This window comes from Moritella yayanosii (assembly GCF_900465055.1).
Classification (GTDB): Bacteria; Pseudomonadota; Gammaproteobacteria; order Enterobacterales; family Moritellaceae; genus Moritella; species Moritella yayanosii.
In genome coordinates this window covers 945,778-960,906 of sequence record NZ_LS483250.1, presented here as the reverse complement: position 1 = coordinate 960,906, position 15,129 = coordinate 945,778, and the positions used below count along the sequence as shown (strand labels likewise).

Here is a 15,129-nt window from a genome sequence, read left to right as displayed (position 1 = left end):
ATAACTTCATTACTGTTGATTGGCCTTACGATAATGCCCTTTATAATCGAATATGCGATGTTCAATTTTCCAGAAGTATTTTTCTTTTTTGGCAATGACAAAATCCGGTGCGACAAGCTGTTGAATATTGGTAATAATTTGTTCGGCAGTTGTCGCGGTGATAGGTGAGCCTGTAATCGTTCGAGAAAAAATACTGAAAAATCGTTGGCGTTGCTTATTATTACTAAAGTAGAAGGTCTCTTTGATAATATCGCCGTCTTCATCGTGGTAACTTAGTTTTATTTTTTCGCCATCGGCTTGCGCTGAAATACCCGAACAGCGCAGCACTTTTCGATCTTTTAGTTGTAAGGCTTTTTTCAATTGATTATCGGGGTCAATTAAGTCGACGTGACATTGATGACATTCACGTGCGGCAATATCGTTTTCAGCATGACACTGCGGACATTGTTTGTATTTAAAACGGTAGTTGCATTGTTCTTCACTACCGTTACTGAGCTCAATTAACCCTTGGCAGCGGCGGCCATAATGCTCAATGATGTCACCATCGGCATCGGTTATCCCCCAAAACAGATTGGCAAACTCGCAGCTCGGGCAGGGTACTTGTACTAAATCACTATTACTGTTTGGTTTGGTTGAGCCGATTTCAGGTTGGTATAAATCAAATCCATTACCGGCGTAATCAATGATTAAGCAATCGGTTTTTCCTTCTGCGAGACGTAACCCTCGACCAGCGATCTGTTGATATAAACTCACTGAGTCTGTGCGACGTAAAATTGCAATAACATCGACATGTGGGGCATCAAATCCGGTTGTTAGTACAGATACATTGACGAGATATTTGACTGCTTTGGCTTTGAATTGGCGGATCAGTTCATCACGTTCTTTAACTATGGTTTTACCTGTGACGATAGCGGCTTGCCCGTCTGGCAATAGTTTAAATATTTCTTGCGCATGTTTAATACTGGCGGCAAAGATCATGATGCCTTTACGATTGGCGGCAAGTTCGATTAATTGTTTGCAGATAGCTTGTGTCACGCGCGGGCTTTTCGCTAAAAACTGATCGAGTTGTACTTCATTGTATTCCCGTGGTAAATCATCAAATTGATAGCGTGCAACAGGTGCATCAATCACTACAGGTGTGGTTAAGAATCCTTTTTGCACCAGATAGCGTAGCGGCAGTTCGTAAATACAGCTTTCAAAAGGCGTATCATCTTCTGTTCTCACATAACCTTGATAGTGTTTTTTATATATCCAGCCTTTGTCTAAACGGTAAGGCGTCGCTGTGAGCCCCAGTACTTTCAGCTTTGGGTTGGTCTTTTGCAAATGAAGAATGATTTTTTGGTATTGGCTATCTTCACTCAAACTCACGCGGTGGCATTCATCAATAATCAGTAAGGAGTAAAAACCGTCAAATTTATCAAGATGTCGGCTTAATGATTGAACACTGGCGAAAGTTGTTTTGAAACCGTCTTGTTTCTTGCCTAACCCGGCGGCAAAGATACCAGCTTGGAAACCATCATGTTCAAATTTGCTGTGATTTTGTTCAACAAGTTCTTTTACATGGGCAAGGATAAGGACAGGGTGTCGTGCTAGACGAGCTAATTCAGCCAATACGTGACTTTTACCTGCACCCGTTGGTAGAGTGATGACTGCTGGTCGATCCGATTTTCTAAAGTGAGCTAAAGCAGCGTCAACAGCTGCTTGTTGGTAATCGCGAAGAGGCATATCAGATTTGTCATTGTTAGGTTATTACATCAAGTGAGCCCAGTATAGCATATATGTTTGTTCGAAAATTCATGGTGTTAATAGCTTGTTCGGAAAATGGTGACGTATTGTGCTATTTTTGAGGTGGGTCTTAACATATATATAATGTATACGCGTATAGTGAGACTTAAACAAGTATTTAGGAGTAATTGATGATCCCGCAAGCTTTCATTTATGACGCAATTCGAACACCGCGAGGTTTAGGCAAACCCAGTGGTGCTTTGCATGAAGTGAAACCTGTTAATCTATTAGCTGATTTACTTAACCATTTACAAGCTCGACATGGCTTTGATACTGACGCGGTGGATGACATCGTATTGGGTTGTGTTACGCCTATTGGTGAGCAAGGGGCTGATATTGCTAAAACCGCGGCGTTAGTTGCGGGTTGGAAAGACAATGTAGCAGGGGTGAGTTTAAATCGATTTTGTGCATCAGGGCTAGAGTCAGTCAATATAGCTGCGATGAAAATACGCTCTGGTTGGGAGCACCTTGTTATCGCGGGTGGTGTTGAATCGATGTCTCGGGTGAAAATGGGCAGTGATGGTGGTGCTTGGTCGATGGATCCTGAAACCAGTTTAACGACTGATTATATGCCGCAAGGTATTGGTGCAGATTTAATTGCCACCCTCGATGGTTATAGCCGCGAAGATGTAGATACTTTTGCAGTGCGTTCCCATCAACGTGCCGCGGCGGCTTGGCAACGTGGTGCATTCAATAAATCTGTGGTGTCTGTATGCGATCGCAACGGCATGTTATTACTTGATAAAGATCAGCTTGTTCGCCCTGATTGTTCTGTTATTTCATTAGCGAAACTTAATCCTGCTTTTGCGCGCCTTGGTCAAACTGCGTTTGATAGCGTCGCTAAACGTCGTTATCCACAAGTTGGACAAATTCAACATGTCCATACCCCGGGTAACGCGTCTGGGATTGTCGATGGTGCAGCATTAGTGTTAGTGGGGAGTGCTGCAGCTGGGGTTAAATGGGGTTTAAAACCCAGAGCAAGAATCGTTGCTACTGCTGTGGTTGGCGCAGATCCGACCATTATGTTGACTGGGCCTGTACCAGCCACCAAAAAAGCATTAGCAGTGGCTGGATTAACTATAGCCGATATTGATTTGTTTGAGGTTAATGAAGCGTTTGCTGCTGTTGTGATGCGTTTTATGCGCGAACTTAATGTCTCGCCTGATATTGTCAATGTTAACGGTGGCTCTATTGCCATGGGTCATCCACTCGGTGCCACGGGTGCAATGATCTTAGGGACATTGTTAGATGAATTAGAAGTGCGTAATTTAAAACGAGGTCTTGTTACCTTGTGTGTCGGTGGGGGCATGGGGATCGCAACAATTATTGAACGTGTAGAGGGGTAAAGTATGTCATCAATCCGTTTAGAGCAAGACGATGCAGCAATAGTGCATTTAATCTTCGATAAACCTGCTTCAAAGGTGAATTTACTTGATCGCAGTTTTATTGATGACTATGTCACGACCGTTAACAAGCTCAAGCAGATGACGTTTACCGGTGTGATCTTACGATCTGCGAAAACAAGTTTTTTTGCTGGTGGTGATATCACCGAACTGAGTCAAAGTGCTGAACAAGGTATTGAGGAAAGTTTCCAGTTATTGTCTTCGCTTAAAGATGCAATGCGTTGGTTAGAAACGTGTGGGAAACCCGTTGTTGCTTGTATTAATGGTGCCGCACTTGGCAGTGGCTGGGAATTAGCATTAGCCTGTCATTATCGCGTAGCGCTGGTGAAAAATGTGCGATTAGGTTTACCTGAAGTAACCTTAGGTTTAATACCTGGTGTCGGTGGCATTGTCAGAATGACGCGATTACTCGGCTTGAAAGCGGCAATGCCTTATCTAGTTAAAGGTAAACAATTTGATAGTGAAGAGGGCTTTAAACTAGGCTTGATAAATCAAACCGCAACATCAAATGTGCAAATGATGGCGCAAGCAACGAATTGGATCTTGTCACAGCAGCACCCGGTTAGCCAAGGTTTTGATATAAATGGCTATCAGCTACCGGGGGGCAATGTGAGTGACCCTAATGTCGTCAGCATGATTGTGCAAGCGCCTGCTACATTAAAGAAAAAAACACAAGGTAACTTACCCGCACCTGAAGCTATCTTATCAGTGATGATTGAATCGACTGAAGTGGATGTTGAAACAGCGTTAAGATTAGAAACACGTTATTTTCTTAGTATCATTCGTGGTCAAGTGGCTAAGAATATGATTAATACGTTTTGGCATCAGTATAATGAAATTAAAGCGGGGGCTTCTCGTCCTCTTGAGCAGCCAGTTAAAAAATTCAGTAAAGTCGGAGTATTAGGCGCCGGTATGATGGGTGCGGGTATTGCTTATGCACTAGCGAGTCATGGTATTACCGTGATCTTAAAAGATATTAGTTTGGAAAAGGCGGTCTTTGCTAAGTCATATACCGCGTCGATATTAGCTAACTGTAAATTGGAAGATGAACAAAAATGTGCAATTTTACAACGTATTACGCCAACTAAAGAATCAGCAGATTTAATCGGTTGTGATATGGTTATTGAGGCTGTTTTTGAAGACCGTAAAGTTAAGTATCAAGCTATCACAGAGATATTGACCGCTGTTGGAGATGAGCTGATCATGGCATCAAACACATCGACATTACCCATTTCAAGTTTAGCCACCGCGTCGACAAAACCTGAAAACTTTATTGGGTTACACTTCTTTTCTCCGGTAGACAAAATGCCGCTCGTCGAGATTATTAAAGGCGATAAAACATCATCCGCGACACTGGCAGCAGCTTATGACTTAGTGATCCAAATCGGTAAAGTGCCCATTGTGGTTAACGATAGTCGTGGCTTTTTTACCTCAAGGGTGTTTTTTACTTATGTTTCGGAAGGTATGCGACTGTTAAGTGAGGGCATTCCCGCTGAAGTTATTGAGAATGCCGCTATTCAAGCCGGATTACCAGTGGGGCCTTTGGCTATTACTGATGAGGTGAGCCTATCACTGATTGATAATGTGCGGAATCAAGCTCGATTAGATTTTAAAGCCGAAGGTAAAGCGCTGCTTGATAACCCAGCCGATGCTGTGTTAGATAAGCTTCTGGCATTAAAACGACTTGGAAAACTAGCGGGCGCAGGCTTCTATGATTACAACGGGCAAGGGCACAAGCAATTATGGGCTGGGTTAGTTGATGTATTTCCGACACAAGATAACTGGGATATAGATACAGTTAAAGACCGCTTGTTGTTTGTGCAATCACTCGAAGCACTTAGAGCCTATGAAGAAGGCGTAGTGACAAGTACGCGCGATGCTAATATCGGTTCTATTTTGGGGTTAGGATTTCCTGCTTGGACGGGAGGTGTTTTACAGTTTATAGATCACCATGGCGTGGATAATTTTAAGCAGCGCGCAGAGCAATTGTGTGAGCAGTTTGGCCCGCAATTCACGCCAGTAGCTATTTTATCTGAGTGGTAAAGCCACTAATCATTGAAAAACTCAATGATGACCGTTCATAAATTAGGCTATAGTCTTTTAAAACAAATTAACTTAATGTTATTATCCTAGGTTCATGTAACGGTTAACTAGGGAATAATAACTAGTGAAAGTGCCTCAAAGAATACAACCTCTTGTTGATGACGGGCTTGTTGACGAAGTATTACGTCAGTTAATGAGTGGTAAAGAAGCAACGGTATACGTTGTGCGTTGTGGTCAGGAGATCCGTTGTGCGAAGGTTTACAAAGATGTAGAGAACCGCAGTTTTAAACAAGCGGTGCAATATCGAGAAGGTCGTAAAGTTCGTAACAGTCGACGTGCTCGTGCAATGGAAAAAGGCTCTAACTTTGGGCGTAGCGAACAAGAAAAAATATGGCAAAATGCCGAAGTTGATGCGTTATATCGCTTAGATAATGCGGGTGTGCGCGTTCCTGAGCCTTATGGTTGCTTTGACGGTGTCTTACTCATGGAGCTAGTCACCGATGCTAATGGTTTTGCTGCGCCGCGTTTAGCGGATGTTGAATTAAGTCCTGAACAGGCTGTAATTGATCATGAGAAAGTGATCCATTATGTAAGGCTCATGCTTTGCGATGGACTTATTCATGGTGATTTATCCGAATTTAATGTGCTTGTTGATGAACATGGACCTGTTATTATTGATTTGCCTCAAGCCGTTGATGCGTCAGCAAACAATAATGCCAAGTGGATGCTGGAACGTGATGTTGACAATATGACCCAATATTACGGGCAATATGCACCAGAATTACTTAAGACAAAGTATGCTAAAGAAATGTGGGCTTTATACGAAGCTGCAGAACTTACTGTTGACGTTAAATTGACCGGTGAGTTTGTTGAAAGTACCGAATCTGCTGATGTAGAAGGTATTTTAGACGAAATTAATGCAGCACGAGAAGAAGAACTTGAGCGTTTAGCGCGCATTCAATTTGCGGAAGAGGTTGAATAACCAGCATTAGTGAATGTTAGATAAGTTATAATTTGAAGTTAAATGATGAACCCCTTAGCGATATTAATTTCTAAGGGGTTTTTTATAATGTTGAAATGCGGATTTTATTATTATCCATGTTTCTTAATAGCCTATAAATTTAGGGACTAACGTGATGTAACGATATCTTGCTCCATGTTTGTTGACGTTTCTTTAGAAACCAATCTATTTGGTCGTAAACCAATACAATGTTTAGGTATGTCTTGCTCACGCTCTAAGTATAATGCGCAGCTATATAGGTTCTGACGTAACTCGGTATCACTCTCTAACTTGTCTTCATCCCAATAATGTAATTCAAAAATGAGAAACCAAAAGATCTGCTCTTTTTCACTTGAGACCTTTTCGTCTACGACATTTAGAGATTGCCAATCCTGTAATACATCCCATACCAAGTTACTTAAAACGCTGTAACTGACTTTATGCATGAGAAATTTATTTACATTGTTCGTTAATAGTGCTGATTTCTCATTAATAAATGCGACTGCTTGCATTGGTTTATCTCCACTGGTTTAAAACTAATTTTAAGTCTAGCCTCAAACCCTAGTTTAGAGACGTTTAGACTTGATTAATAATGCCTAAAAAGTAATAGTTCGATCGTGGTCACATAATTTTCGATAAGTGATTAAAATGTTCCTTTAAGAAACTCAATAGCACACGGTGTTTTTTCGAACCTGCGCTTCCCGGAGGAAAAACGCAGTATAACTCAATGTTTGATAATTCATAATCAGACAACAGTTGTTCGAGTTTGTGTGCGGCAATCTTGGGTGCGGCATCGTAAAGCGGGATCCTTGCAATACCATGACCCCCCTCAACAAATGCTGTACGTGCTGCTGCATTGTTGGTACTTATACTCCCTTTTGGCTTAACGCTATAAGCACGAGTGCCTTTGGTCAGCGTTAAGGTACTTGAGCTTAATTTATATAACACCCAATTATGTTCGTTCAGTTCAGTTGGAGAAACGGGTCGACCATATTTGTTTAAGTAATCGGGTGATGCACATAAGCAGGTTTTCATTGATATTAATTTCAGTGCTTGCAAGCCTGAATCAACCAATGGTGCGCCTCTGATCGCCAGATCAATTCCTTCTTGCATGATGTTTACGATATCATCAGTAAGTATTATGTTTAATTCAATCTTCGGAAATTGGATCTTGAATATATTTAATGCCGGAACAATTATCTGCAATCCAACATTGACCGGACAGGTTATCTTTAATAAGCCTTCAGGTTCGTGTTTTAAATTTTCTATTTGTTGATTTGCTGCTTCAGCCTGTAGGGCAATTTCTTGACAGTGCTGGTAATACTGCTGTCCAGCTTCGGTGAGCGTAAAGCTGCGTGTGGTGCGATTAAGCAATTTTAGCCCTAACTGGGTTTCCAGCTTTTTAAGATGGTAGCTGACAACTGCACGAGAGAGGTTTAAATGCCGAGCTGCCGCGGAAAGCGTACCTTGTTCGACAATCTGTGCGTAAACAACCATACTTTTTAATTGTTCAAATGAAACATTCATAACTAATCCAGATAATTATATTAGTTACATTGTATCAAAAAATAGAACAGTGTAATTAATATACTCTGCATTGTTAGATTTAATGTTGAGGTATAGACTGTTTCTATTCGCTGTTAACAAACCAAGTAACTATGAATAAACAGTTGCATAACAGCTTTGACATAAATTGCTGACTAAATTTAAAATGAGAGAAACTATGATGAATAACAACAGTATGATCAAAAATATTTTAGTGGTATTAACATCACATGCTGATTTAGGTAATACAGGCGAAAAGACGGGTTTTTGGGTTGAAGAACTCGCTGCACCTTATTATGTGTTCCTTGATGCTGGTATGAATATTACGCTGGCTTCTCCCGCTGGTGGTAAGCCACCGATTGATCCTAAAAGTGCCGATGAAAGCATGCAAACAGATGCAACTCGTCGTTTTGATGCTGATGATGTCGCACAGCAAGCACTGGCGACAACAGTGAAACTCGTGGATGTAAACGAGCAAGACTTTGATGCCGTATTTTACCCAGGCGGCCACGGTCCACTTTGGGATTTAACGGATAACCAAACATCAATTGATTTACTTGCAGCTTTTATTGCTAATAATAAACCTGTGTCAGCGGTATGTCATGCAAGTGCGGCGCTACTAAATGTTAAAACACCTGAAGGTGAGTATGTAATTAAGGGTAAAGCCGTAACAGGTTTTTCAAATACAGAAGAAGAGGCTGTACAATTGACTGATATCGTACCATTTTTATTAGAAGATGAGCTTGTAAAGCGTGGCGGTGACTATCAGAAGGTTGCTGATTGGACCCCGTTTGCTGTACAAGATGGCTTGATCATTACAGGTCAAAACCCAGCGTCTTCTGCATTAGTAGCGGAAAAATTAATCGCGCACGCTTAATACTAGGAAACAAACATGTTGAATTTCACGTTTCAAAACTCAACTCGTATTCACTTTGGTGATGATCAAATTAAAGCGATAAGCAAAGAGATCCCATTAGATGCTAAAGTGTTAGTGACTTATGGTGGTGGTTCGATCAAATCAAATGGCGTTTATGATCAGGTTGTGGCGGCATTGTCAAAGCATAATTGGGTCGAATTCTCAGGTATCGAACCAAATCCAACATATGACCAATTAATTAAAGCATTAGACGTAATTAACGAACATGACGTTGATTATATTTTGGCTGTTGGTGGTGGTTCGGTTGTTGATGGCAGTAAATTTATTGCGGCAGCAGCGGTATTCGAAGGTGATGATCCTTGGGATATCTTGAGTAAAGGTGCATCGGTTACTAAAGCATTACCTCTGGGAGCGGTATTAACCTTACCTGCTACCGGGTCTGAGTCAAATGGTGGTGCGGTAATTATGCGTGACGGTAGTAAGTTATCATTTGGTAGTCCGCTTGTTCGACCTACTTTTGCGATCCTAGATCCGGCGGTAAGCTTAAGTTTATCTGATCGCCAGATCAGTAATGGTGTTGTAGATGCATTTGTTCATATTATGGAACAGTACATGACGTATAGCATCAACGCGAAAGTACAAGATCGTTTTTCTGAAGGATTATTGCTGACGCTTATCGAAGAAGGGCCAAAAGCATTAAAACCTGAGACTAAAGACGACTTAGACGTTCGCGGTAATATTATGTGGTCAGCAACGATGGCGCTAAACGGCCTTATTGGTGCTGGTGTTCCACATGATTGGGCCTCGCATATGATTGGCCATGAATTGACTGCTGCACATGGCATTGATCACGCGCGTAGTTTATCTATCGTATTGCCAGCCGTAATGAAAGTACTTCGTGAGGATAAACGCAGTAAACTATTGCAATATGCAGAACGAATTTGGAATATTACTGTTGCTGACGAAGATGAAAAAATCGATCAAGCGATAGCAAAAACAGAAGCTTTCTTTAAAGCCATGGAAGTCCCTACAACCCTTACTGATGTGGGTATTACAGCTGGTGACATTGATAATTTGATTGAAAAACTAGAGAAACACGGCATGGTAGTACTCGGTGAACGTAAAAATATCACCTTGGAAGTAAGCCGTAAAATCCTAGAGACCGCATTGTAAATTCAGCGCTTAACCACTTTATTTATATCGTTAACTAGTCGTAAATAACATGTTATTAGTAAAAGCTGGAATGATTATTCATTTCAGCTTTTTTTTTAGTTATAAAATGACGATTAGTCATATATTAGCCCCAGTGTCATACTTTTTTAATTCAATGATGTTATAACTCAATGATAATATTATTTAATATATTTTATTGAATTGTTGTGATGTATACTTAAGGAAGGGTAATGACTGAATTAGAGTGGATGTTGGGCGTAATTATGTTATCAGGTTTTTTGTTTGCGGCAATTGCTCGGTTTAATTTATATCGGTATTTTCAACACAAAAAGATCCTAGTGTTTGCTGATAGGCAGCCATCCGACGTAGAATTTGACAATAGCTCACCAGAAGCTATTTTAGATGATGGAATGCATCGTTTAGTTCGTTATTTTATTGCCGGTATGATCATTTTTGTTGTTGGTAGTGCGACATTAGTTGATCATGGTGCTTTAGAGGCGCTTGTAAGCTTGTTCATTGACTAGATGGCTAAATCTATTGTTAGATGATTAACTAACAAAGGCCAAGATTAGAGTAAATCAGCGCTGGTAGGTATGCGTCATCGATATTTTCTTCAGCTTTCCCTCTTTAATAGTTACTCGAGGTGGAAATGATATTTATACTCAAGTTATTTAAAGTATATTATGCTGCTTGTGAATTTTTCTTTAAAGTAGCTAAAACGTTTGATAAAGAATAGGTTACAGTATGACCTAATGTCAATATTTCTGCAGTTGGTTGGACAAGATCAGGTATTTGGAATGTTTGCATATTCGCGCTTACAGCAGCGCGTACACCGTTATTAGAATCTTCAAAGGCTAAACATTGTTCTGGTTGAATTTTTAAGCGGTCTGCAGCAAGTAAATAAATTTCAGGGTCTGGTTTACCATTTTTAACCTCGCACCCCGTGGTTAAGTTATCAAAATAGTGGTCTAAACCGGCAAGACTTAATTTTATTTTAGCCACATCTTGTTGTGTTGATGTTGCAACAGCCGTCGGAATGTTATTATTTTTTAACCACGTTAAGAGTTCAACAACACCGTCTTTGACTGGGACCGCGTGGTGTTTAACGACTGCGTTATAGCGAATGCGCCACGCTTCATGTAGTACGGGGTAATCTAAATCTCTGCCATAACCTGCGCGAATGACTTTTTCAATGCCTTGAGAGTTACGACCAATAATATCTAAGTAAACATCCTCTAAGAAAGGAATGGATAAGGATGCACATGCTTCCTTAAAGATCCCTTTACATACACGCTCTGTATCGAGAAGTAGTCCGTCCATATCAAAAATAGCTGCTTGGTAATTCACTTTTGTTTATCCTATATACACCACAATGTATTTAATGAGTTTAGTATACCCAAGCTGCTTAAAAATGCACAATCAGCATCTTGAAGTAACTTGGGTATATAACAAGTCTTATCGAGATAATGAATATTTTACTGAGTTTATGAAACTAAACTAAGCATACATAGGGACAAGTACCACAGTACCACCGATAACGGTTATTAAGCCTGCTAACACGGGGACTGAAGTCCGTTTAACCACTTCAAATGGACTGATTTTAGCCATGCCACTGGTCGCTACAATTACACCTGAGACCGGAGATATTGTGCGACCGAGATTCGATGCCTGTAGCATAGGAATAATTAAGAAAGCTGGGTTTAAACCCATTTTAGCGGCAAGGGTAGGGGCGAGTTCAACAAATGCGTAAAAAGGTGCGTTTCCTGAACCTGTCGCTATTGCTGCCGCAACAGTTAAACCTGTCAACATCAGCATTAATGCAAATCCACCAGCACCAGCGGCCTCAGCTAGACCGATTAAATTATCAATAGCACCAATAGACATTAAGCCCTGTGCAAATACACCAGCAGCGACTAATAGCATGACTACACCTTTAAATGCATCAGCCATACCTTCGTAACAAGATTCTAGGTCTTCTAAGGTTGCCTTACCGTTAAATCGCTTAGTGATGAAGTCGACAACTGCGCTAATAAAGATAGAAAAAACCACGATGGTATAGATATCCAGTTGCACCCCTTCAATTGTAGAGCCATTAAATATGAATACACCTAAGATAGGTAAAAACGGCAGAATTGAATAATATCCTGGTGCGGTTACCGTTATTTCTGAGATATCTGTTTTTACCATCGGCGTATTTTCTTTTTTGTCTAAATAACGATTCCAAAAAAATGCCGCAGCAGCCATCACAATAATGGCACTAATTGATACTGGTAGTACTGTTTCTACAGCGAATACATGCAGCGGCAATCCCGCTTTTTCGGCGGCGACAACAACATCACCGGACGTTGGTGACAAAATGATCGCTGCAGGTGATGCACAAACTGCAACGGCGGCTGGTCGGGATATCCCCATTGCCGTCATCATTGGGAATAAGGTCGCCATGAGTAATACACCAAGACCTGTCGCAGAGCTTACTGCCAGTGACATTAAACAAGCAACGATATAAGCAGCAACCAGTAAGATATAAGGAGACTTGATAAATGATAATGGCTTTGAGAATTGCTTAACGACAACATTGTTGGCATCAATTTTAGTCATGTAAGCTGCAAAACCACATAGCAACATAATTTGCATGCCTAAGCCGCCACCACGATGTTGCAACATGTACTTAACAAACTCTAATGAGTCTGTCAGGCTGTTACCTGTGCTTGCAATGCTAGATGGTAGAATTTGTTTACCGAGTAATCCGGTTATAATTAGTAGCGTAATACCAGCGGTGAGTAATACACCCGCGGCTTTGTATTCCTTCACGATGAAGTAACCAACACCAACCGTGACGACCAAACCAATGAGTAACTCTAACATTGAAACCTCTTTGTTGTATTAAATATGTAAAACATTATTTTAACGTTTTAAAAATGTTTTAGTACACAGCGGAATGTACCCACAAAGAGATGGTTTCGCGACAGCTAACCCCACTAATCATGATCTATATCAGGATTTAATAAACTCTCTCCTGATAGTTTGAGACAGATCAAGTCGTTGATTTTACACATCACAACAGTTCGGTTAAAATTGCTGCATTAATTAAATAGGCTATATGGAATAAACATGACTAAAGCTAAAATCGGGATTGTGACAGTAAGTGATAGAGCCAGTGCAGGCATTTATGAAGATCTTTCTGGTAAAGCCATTATCGACGTATTAAACGAGTACCTGACTTCTGAGTGGGAAGCTGTTTATGAAGTGATTCCTGATGAGCAAGATGTGATTGAAGCAACATTAATTAAAATGGCAGATGAGCAAAACTGTAGTTTGATTGTAACAACAGGTGGCACAGGCCCAGCTAAGCGAGATGTAACACCTGAAGCGACAGAGGCGGTTTGTGATCGTATGATGCCTGGATTTGGCGAGTTAATGCGTGCAGAGTCGTTAAAATTTGTTCCAACAGCAATTCTATCCCGCCAAACAGCTGGTTTACGTGCAGACACATTAATTGTGAATTTACCGGGTAAACCTAAATCAATCCGCGAATGTTTAGATGCGGTATTCCCAGCTATCCCTTATTGTATTGATTTAATGAATGGTCCTTTCCTTGAATGCGATGAGTCGGTGATTAAACCGTTCAGACCAAAAGTGAAATAATGGCTCGCTCATTTAATACCATGGCGTAGTTGCTGAGATGGGTATAGTTAATGCGGTTGGTATAATTATAGAAGCCATGTATGTTCACTGACATGATGAAACATGGCTTATTTATTGATTGCTCATATACGCCAGTTAATATTTGTTCGTTCCCAGATCCTCGGGGCCCCCATCGTTTTACCCCGTATATCACCGTGTGACATATCCTCAACTAAATCACTGTATTCCTGATTGCTGAGTTTGAGAAAGTTTTGGTGATCGCCTGATTCAATATAGACTGAATCGGCAGTGAGCAGACTATCATCAACAATCATACTCATATCATATGCAGAGCCCATTGCTGGGATCGCGCCTTTAACACAGTCAGGAAATAATGCCTGCAATCTCTGTTCGTTGGCTAAGTAATAATATTTCCCCATAATCTGACTCACACAGGTCAATGAAACACGGCTATTAGCGGGCAGCGAAGCCATAAGATAATCACCCGTTATACTTTCTAGAACAACGGCTTTCGCGACATTTCCTGCGGGAAGGTGAGCGCTGCGAGATGAATCTAGGGTGGTGAATGTTCGGCGATGTTTAATCGTGTCATAGTGAACATTTTCGTGTTCAAAATACTCTTTTAATGTGATTGCAATGGCCATCATGTATCTCCTAAAAACTATGATTAAATCTATAGATTACGCATTACCTTATGAATGACATTATCTACATTAATGTTGATATGTTGTGATGCGTCTTGGGCATAGACATCAACATTTTTGTATAGCTCACCAATCATAGAGATGCCACCGCATTGAATCGTGAGGATTATATTGGCGGTGATGATATCTATCACAGCTTGTTCATCAGAGTTTGGTTCAAGTGCATTGACCTCTTGCTGGCAGTTTGATTGACCTTTTATTTTAGCTAATGTACTTTTTGAACTGGTTAATAACGCGCCGCTAATCCTCATAATTTAGAGTTCCTCTGGTGGTGAATAGGAATATTTAACGTGTTATTAATGCCTTAATTTACCTTGTCTCGCATGTTCATGATGATAACCATTGCCTGCTTTGTTAAAGCCACAGCTGATTATTGTTGGTCGGACTAGGTCAACTAAATCTGACGTTTTCATCTTAATCGTTTCAGCGTGATCACCTGCATTAAAACTGATTTCATCTTGCTGTATTAACATGTCTGAAATATAAACTGGCATGTTAAACAAATGACCAAAAGGCGGCATAGCACCGGTTTCACAGTCGGGAAACATACTACTGAACTGATGTTCATATGCTAAATTGACGTAACTAGCACCAATAGAAAAAGCAATATTGTCAAAATCAATGGTGTAAGGGGCAGGCATAACAACCATCACGAGTCTTGTATCTGCGGTAATAATGACAGTTTTGGCAAAACACATACCACTGGTTTTACTTAATTCAGCAACATGCTGCGCAGTATAACCAGCTGGGTGATGATCACTTTGGTAGTTTATATATGCTTGATCTAAATAATGGGTGATTTTTCGCATGAGCATAATCAACCTCCCTAGCGGTTAATGCGCTAATACATTTATCAAGAATGTTTAGGAACTTTAATTATAGTTGTTAATTACTTTAATGATGGACTACGGACAAGCTCAGGAAAATAAATGATGAAGTATTGCTCGATGAGGG

15 protein-coding genes are annotated in these 15,129 nt (G+C 40.6%); 7 read left to right on the top strand and 8 right to left on the bottom strand.

The window, feature by feature from the left end; genetic code table 11:
• Window positions 1-9 precede the first annotated feature (9 nt).
• Window positions 10-1,725, bottom strand: a complete 1,716-nt coding sequence (locus MORIYA_RS04285) for a DEAD/DEAH box helicase (protein ID WP_112712988.1) — start codon at window positions 1,723-1,725, stop codon at window positions 10-12.
• A 191-nt stretch (window positions 1,726-1,916) separates the two neighbouring features.
• Here MORIYA_RS04285 and MORIYA_RS04280 point away from each other — a divergent pair, with 191 nt between their 5' ends.
• The 3 genes from MORIYA_RS04280 to MORIYA_RS04270 all read left to right on the top strand — a co-directional run bounded on the left by MORIYA_RS04280 (window position 1,917) and on the right by MORIYA_RS04270 (window position 6,213).
• Window positions 1,917-3,131: an acetyl-CoA C-acetyltransferase gene (locus MORIYA_RS04280; RefSeq protein WP_112712986.1), complete on the top strand. Its 1,215-nt coding sequence runs from the start codon at window positions 1,917-1,919 to the stop codon at window positions 3,129-3,131.
• Window positions 3,132-3,134: 3 nt separating this feature from the next.
• Complete coding sequence (locus MORIYA_RS04275) at window positions 3,135-5,231, top strand: 3-hydroxyacyl-CoA dehydrogenase NAD-binding domain-containing protein (protein WP_112712984.1); 2,097 nt, start codon at window positions 3,135-3,137, stop codon at window positions 5,229-5,231.
• 124 nt (window positions 5,232-5,355) lie between these two features.
• Window positions 5,356-6,213, top strand: a complete 858-nt coding sequence (locus MORIYA_RS04270) for a PA4780 family RIO1-like protein kinase (protein ID WP_112712982.1) — start codon at window positions 5,356-5,358, stop codon at window positions 6,211-6,213.
• Between the two features lie 146 nt (window positions 6,214-6,359).
• Here the strand turns inward: MORIYA_RS04270 and MORIYA_RS04265 are convergent, their stop codons facing one another.
• Both MORIYA_RS04265 and MORIYA_RS04260 read right to left on the bottom strand, forming a co-directional pair.
• Entirely contained in the window at window positions 6,360-6,743 is a 384-nt protein-coding gene (locus MORIYA_RS04265) for a hypothetical protein (RefSeq protein ID WP_112712980.1), read from the bottom strand.
• A gap of 109 nt (window positions 6,744-6,852) precedes the next feature.
• Window positions 6,853-7,758 (bottom strand): LysR family transcriptional regulator, encoded by a 906-nt coding sequence (locus MORIYA_RS04260; RefSeq protein ID WP_112712978.1) that lies wholly within the window; start codon window positions 7,756-7,758, stop codon window positions 6,853-6,855.
• Between the two features lie 214 nt (window positions 7,759-7,972).
• On the opposite strand from MORIYA_RS04260, the gene MORIYA_RS04255 reads away from it, so the two are divergent.
• The 3 genes from MORIYA_RS04255 to MORIYA_RS04245 all read left to right on the top strand — a co-directional run bounded on the left by MORIYA_RS04255 (window position 7,973) and on the right by MORIYA_RS04245 (window position 10,350).
• Window positions 7,973-8,653: a type 1 glutamine amidotransferase domain-containing protein gene (locus tag MORIYA_RS04255; RefSeq protein WP_112718432.1), complete on the top strand. Its 681-nt coding sequence runs from the start codon at window positions 7,973-7,975 to the stop codon at window positions 8,651-8,653.
• A 15-nt stretch (window positions 8,654-8,668) separates the two neighbouring features.
• Entirely contained in the window at window positions 8,669-9,826 is a 1,158-nt protein-coding gene (locus tag MORIYA_RS04250; protein WP_112712976.1) for an iron-containing alcohol dehydrogenase, read from the top strand.
• 230 nt (window positions 9,827-10,056) lie between these two features.
• Entirely contained in the window at window positions 10,057-10,350 is a 294-nt protein-coding gene (locus MORIYA_RS04245) for a hypothetical protein (RefSeq protein ID WP_112712974.1), read from the top strand.
• 157 nt (window positions 10,351-10,507) lie between these two features.
• Here MORIYA_RS04245 and MORIYA_RS04240 read toward each other — a convergent pair whose 3' ends face one another.
• Together MORIYA_RS04240 and dcuC are read right to left on the bottom strand one after the other, a co-directional pair.
• Window positions 10,508-11,173: an HAD family hydrolase gene (locus MORIYA_RS04240; RefSeq protein WP_112712972.1), complete on the bottom strand. Its 666-nt coding sequence runs from the start codon at window positions 11,171-11,173 to the stop codon at window positions 10,508-10,510.
• A 150-nt stretch (window positions 11,174-11,323) separates the two neighbouring features.
• Window positions 11,324-12,691, bottom strand: a complete 1,368-nt coding sequence (gene dcuC / locus MORIYA_RS04235) for an anaerobic C4-dicarboxylate transporter DcuC (RefSeq protein WP_112712970.1) — start codon at window positions 12,689-12,691, stop codon at window positions 11,324-11,326.
• Window positions 12,692-12,937: 246 nt separating this feature from the next.
• On the opposite strand from dcuC, the gene mog reads away from it, so the two are divergent.
• Window positions 12,938-13,471, top strand: a complete 534-nt coding sequence (gene mog / locus MORIYA_RS04230) for a molybdopterin adenylyltransferase (protein ID WP_112712968.1) — start codon at window positions 12,938-12,940, stop codon at window positions 13,469-13,471.
• Window positions 13,472-13,593: 122 nt separating this feature from the next.
• Here the strand turns inward: mog and MORIYA_RS04225 are convergent, their stop codons facing one another.
• From MORIYA_RS04225 to MORIYA_RS04215, 3 genes are read right to left on the bottom strand one after another with little or no spacing between them, the layout of a single operon-like run.
• Window positions 13,594-14,118 (bottom strand): YbaK/EbsC family protein, encoded by a 525-nt coding sequence (locus MORIYA_RS04225; protein ID WP_112712966.1) that lies wholly within the window; start codon window positions 14,116-14,118, stop codon window positions 13,594-13,596.
• A gap of 26 nt (window positions 14,119-14,144) precedes the next feature.
• A complete protein-coding gene (locus MORIYA_RS04220) occupies window positions 14,145-14,426 on the bottom strand; it encodes a hypothetical protein (protein ID WP_112712964.1) in 282 nt (93 codons plus the stop codon).
• Between the two features lie 45 nt (window positions 14,427-14,471).
• Window positions 14,472-14,990, bottom strand: coding sequence for an aminoacyl-tRNA deacylase (locus tag MORIYA_RS04215; protein WP_232011506.1), 519 nt, complete (start codon window positions 14,988-14,990; stop codon window positions 14,472-14,474).
• Window positions 14,991-15,129: the final 139 nt, after the last annotated feature.

What these genes read in the sequence shown, in the direction of transcription:
- MORIYA_RS04285 (WP_112712988.1), bottom strand. Translation starts at nt 1,725, where the DNA reads ATGCCTCTTCGCGATTACCAACAAGCAGCTGTTGACGCTGCTTTAGCT.
- MORIYA_RS04280 (WP_112712986.1), top strand. Translation starts at nt 1,917, where the DNA reads ATGATCCCGCAAGCTTTCATTTATGACGCAATTCGAACACCGCGAGGT.
- MORIYA_RS04275 (WP_112712984.1), top strand. Translation starts at nt 3,135, where the DNA reads ATGTCATCAATCCGTTTAGAGCAAGACGATGCAGCAATAGTGCATTTA.
- MORIYA_RS04265 (WP_112712980.1), bottom strand. Translation starts at nt 6,743, where the DNA reads ATGCAAGCAGTCGCATTTATTAATGAGAAATCAGCACTATTAACGAAC.
- MORIYA_RS04260 (WP_112712978.1), bottom strand. Translation starts at nt 7,758, where the DNA reads ATGAATGTTTCATTTGAACAATTAAAAAGTATGGTTGTTTACGCACAG.
- MORIYA_RS04255 (WP_112718432.1), top strand. Translation starts at nt 7,973, where the DNA reads ATGATCAAAAATATTTTAGTGGTATTAACATCACATGCTGATTTAGGT.
- MORIYA_RS04250 (WP_112712976.1), top strand. Translation starts at nt 8,669, where the DNA reads ATGTTGAATTTCACGTTTCAAAACTCAACTCGTATTCACTTTGGTGAT.
- MORIYA_RS04245 (WP_112712974.1), top strand. Translation starts at nt 10,057, where the DNA reads ATGACTGAATTAGAGTGGATGTTGGGCGTAATTATGTTATCAGGTTTT.
- dcuC (WP_112712970.1), bottom strand. Translation starts at nt 12,691, where the DNA reads ATGTTAGAGTTACTCATTGGTTTGGTCGTCACGGTTGGTGTTGGTTAC.
- mog (WP_112712968.1), top strand. Translation starts at nt 12,938, where the DNA reads ATGACTAAAGCTAAAATCGGGATTGTGACAGTAAGTGATAGAGCCAGT.
- MORIYA_RS04225 (WP_112712966.1), bottom strand. Translation starts at nt 14,118, where the DNA reads ATGATGGCCATTGCAATCACATTAAAAGAGTATTTTGAACACGAAAAT.
- MORIYA_RS04220 (WP_112712964.1), bottom strand. Translation starts at nt 14,426, where the DNA reads ATGAGGATTAGCGGCGCGTTATTAACCAGTTCAAAAAGTACATTAGCT.
- MORIYA_RS04215 (WP_232011506.1), bottom strand. Translation starts at nt 14,990, where the DNA reads ATGCTCATGCGAAAAATCACCCATTATTTAGATCAAGCATATATAAAC.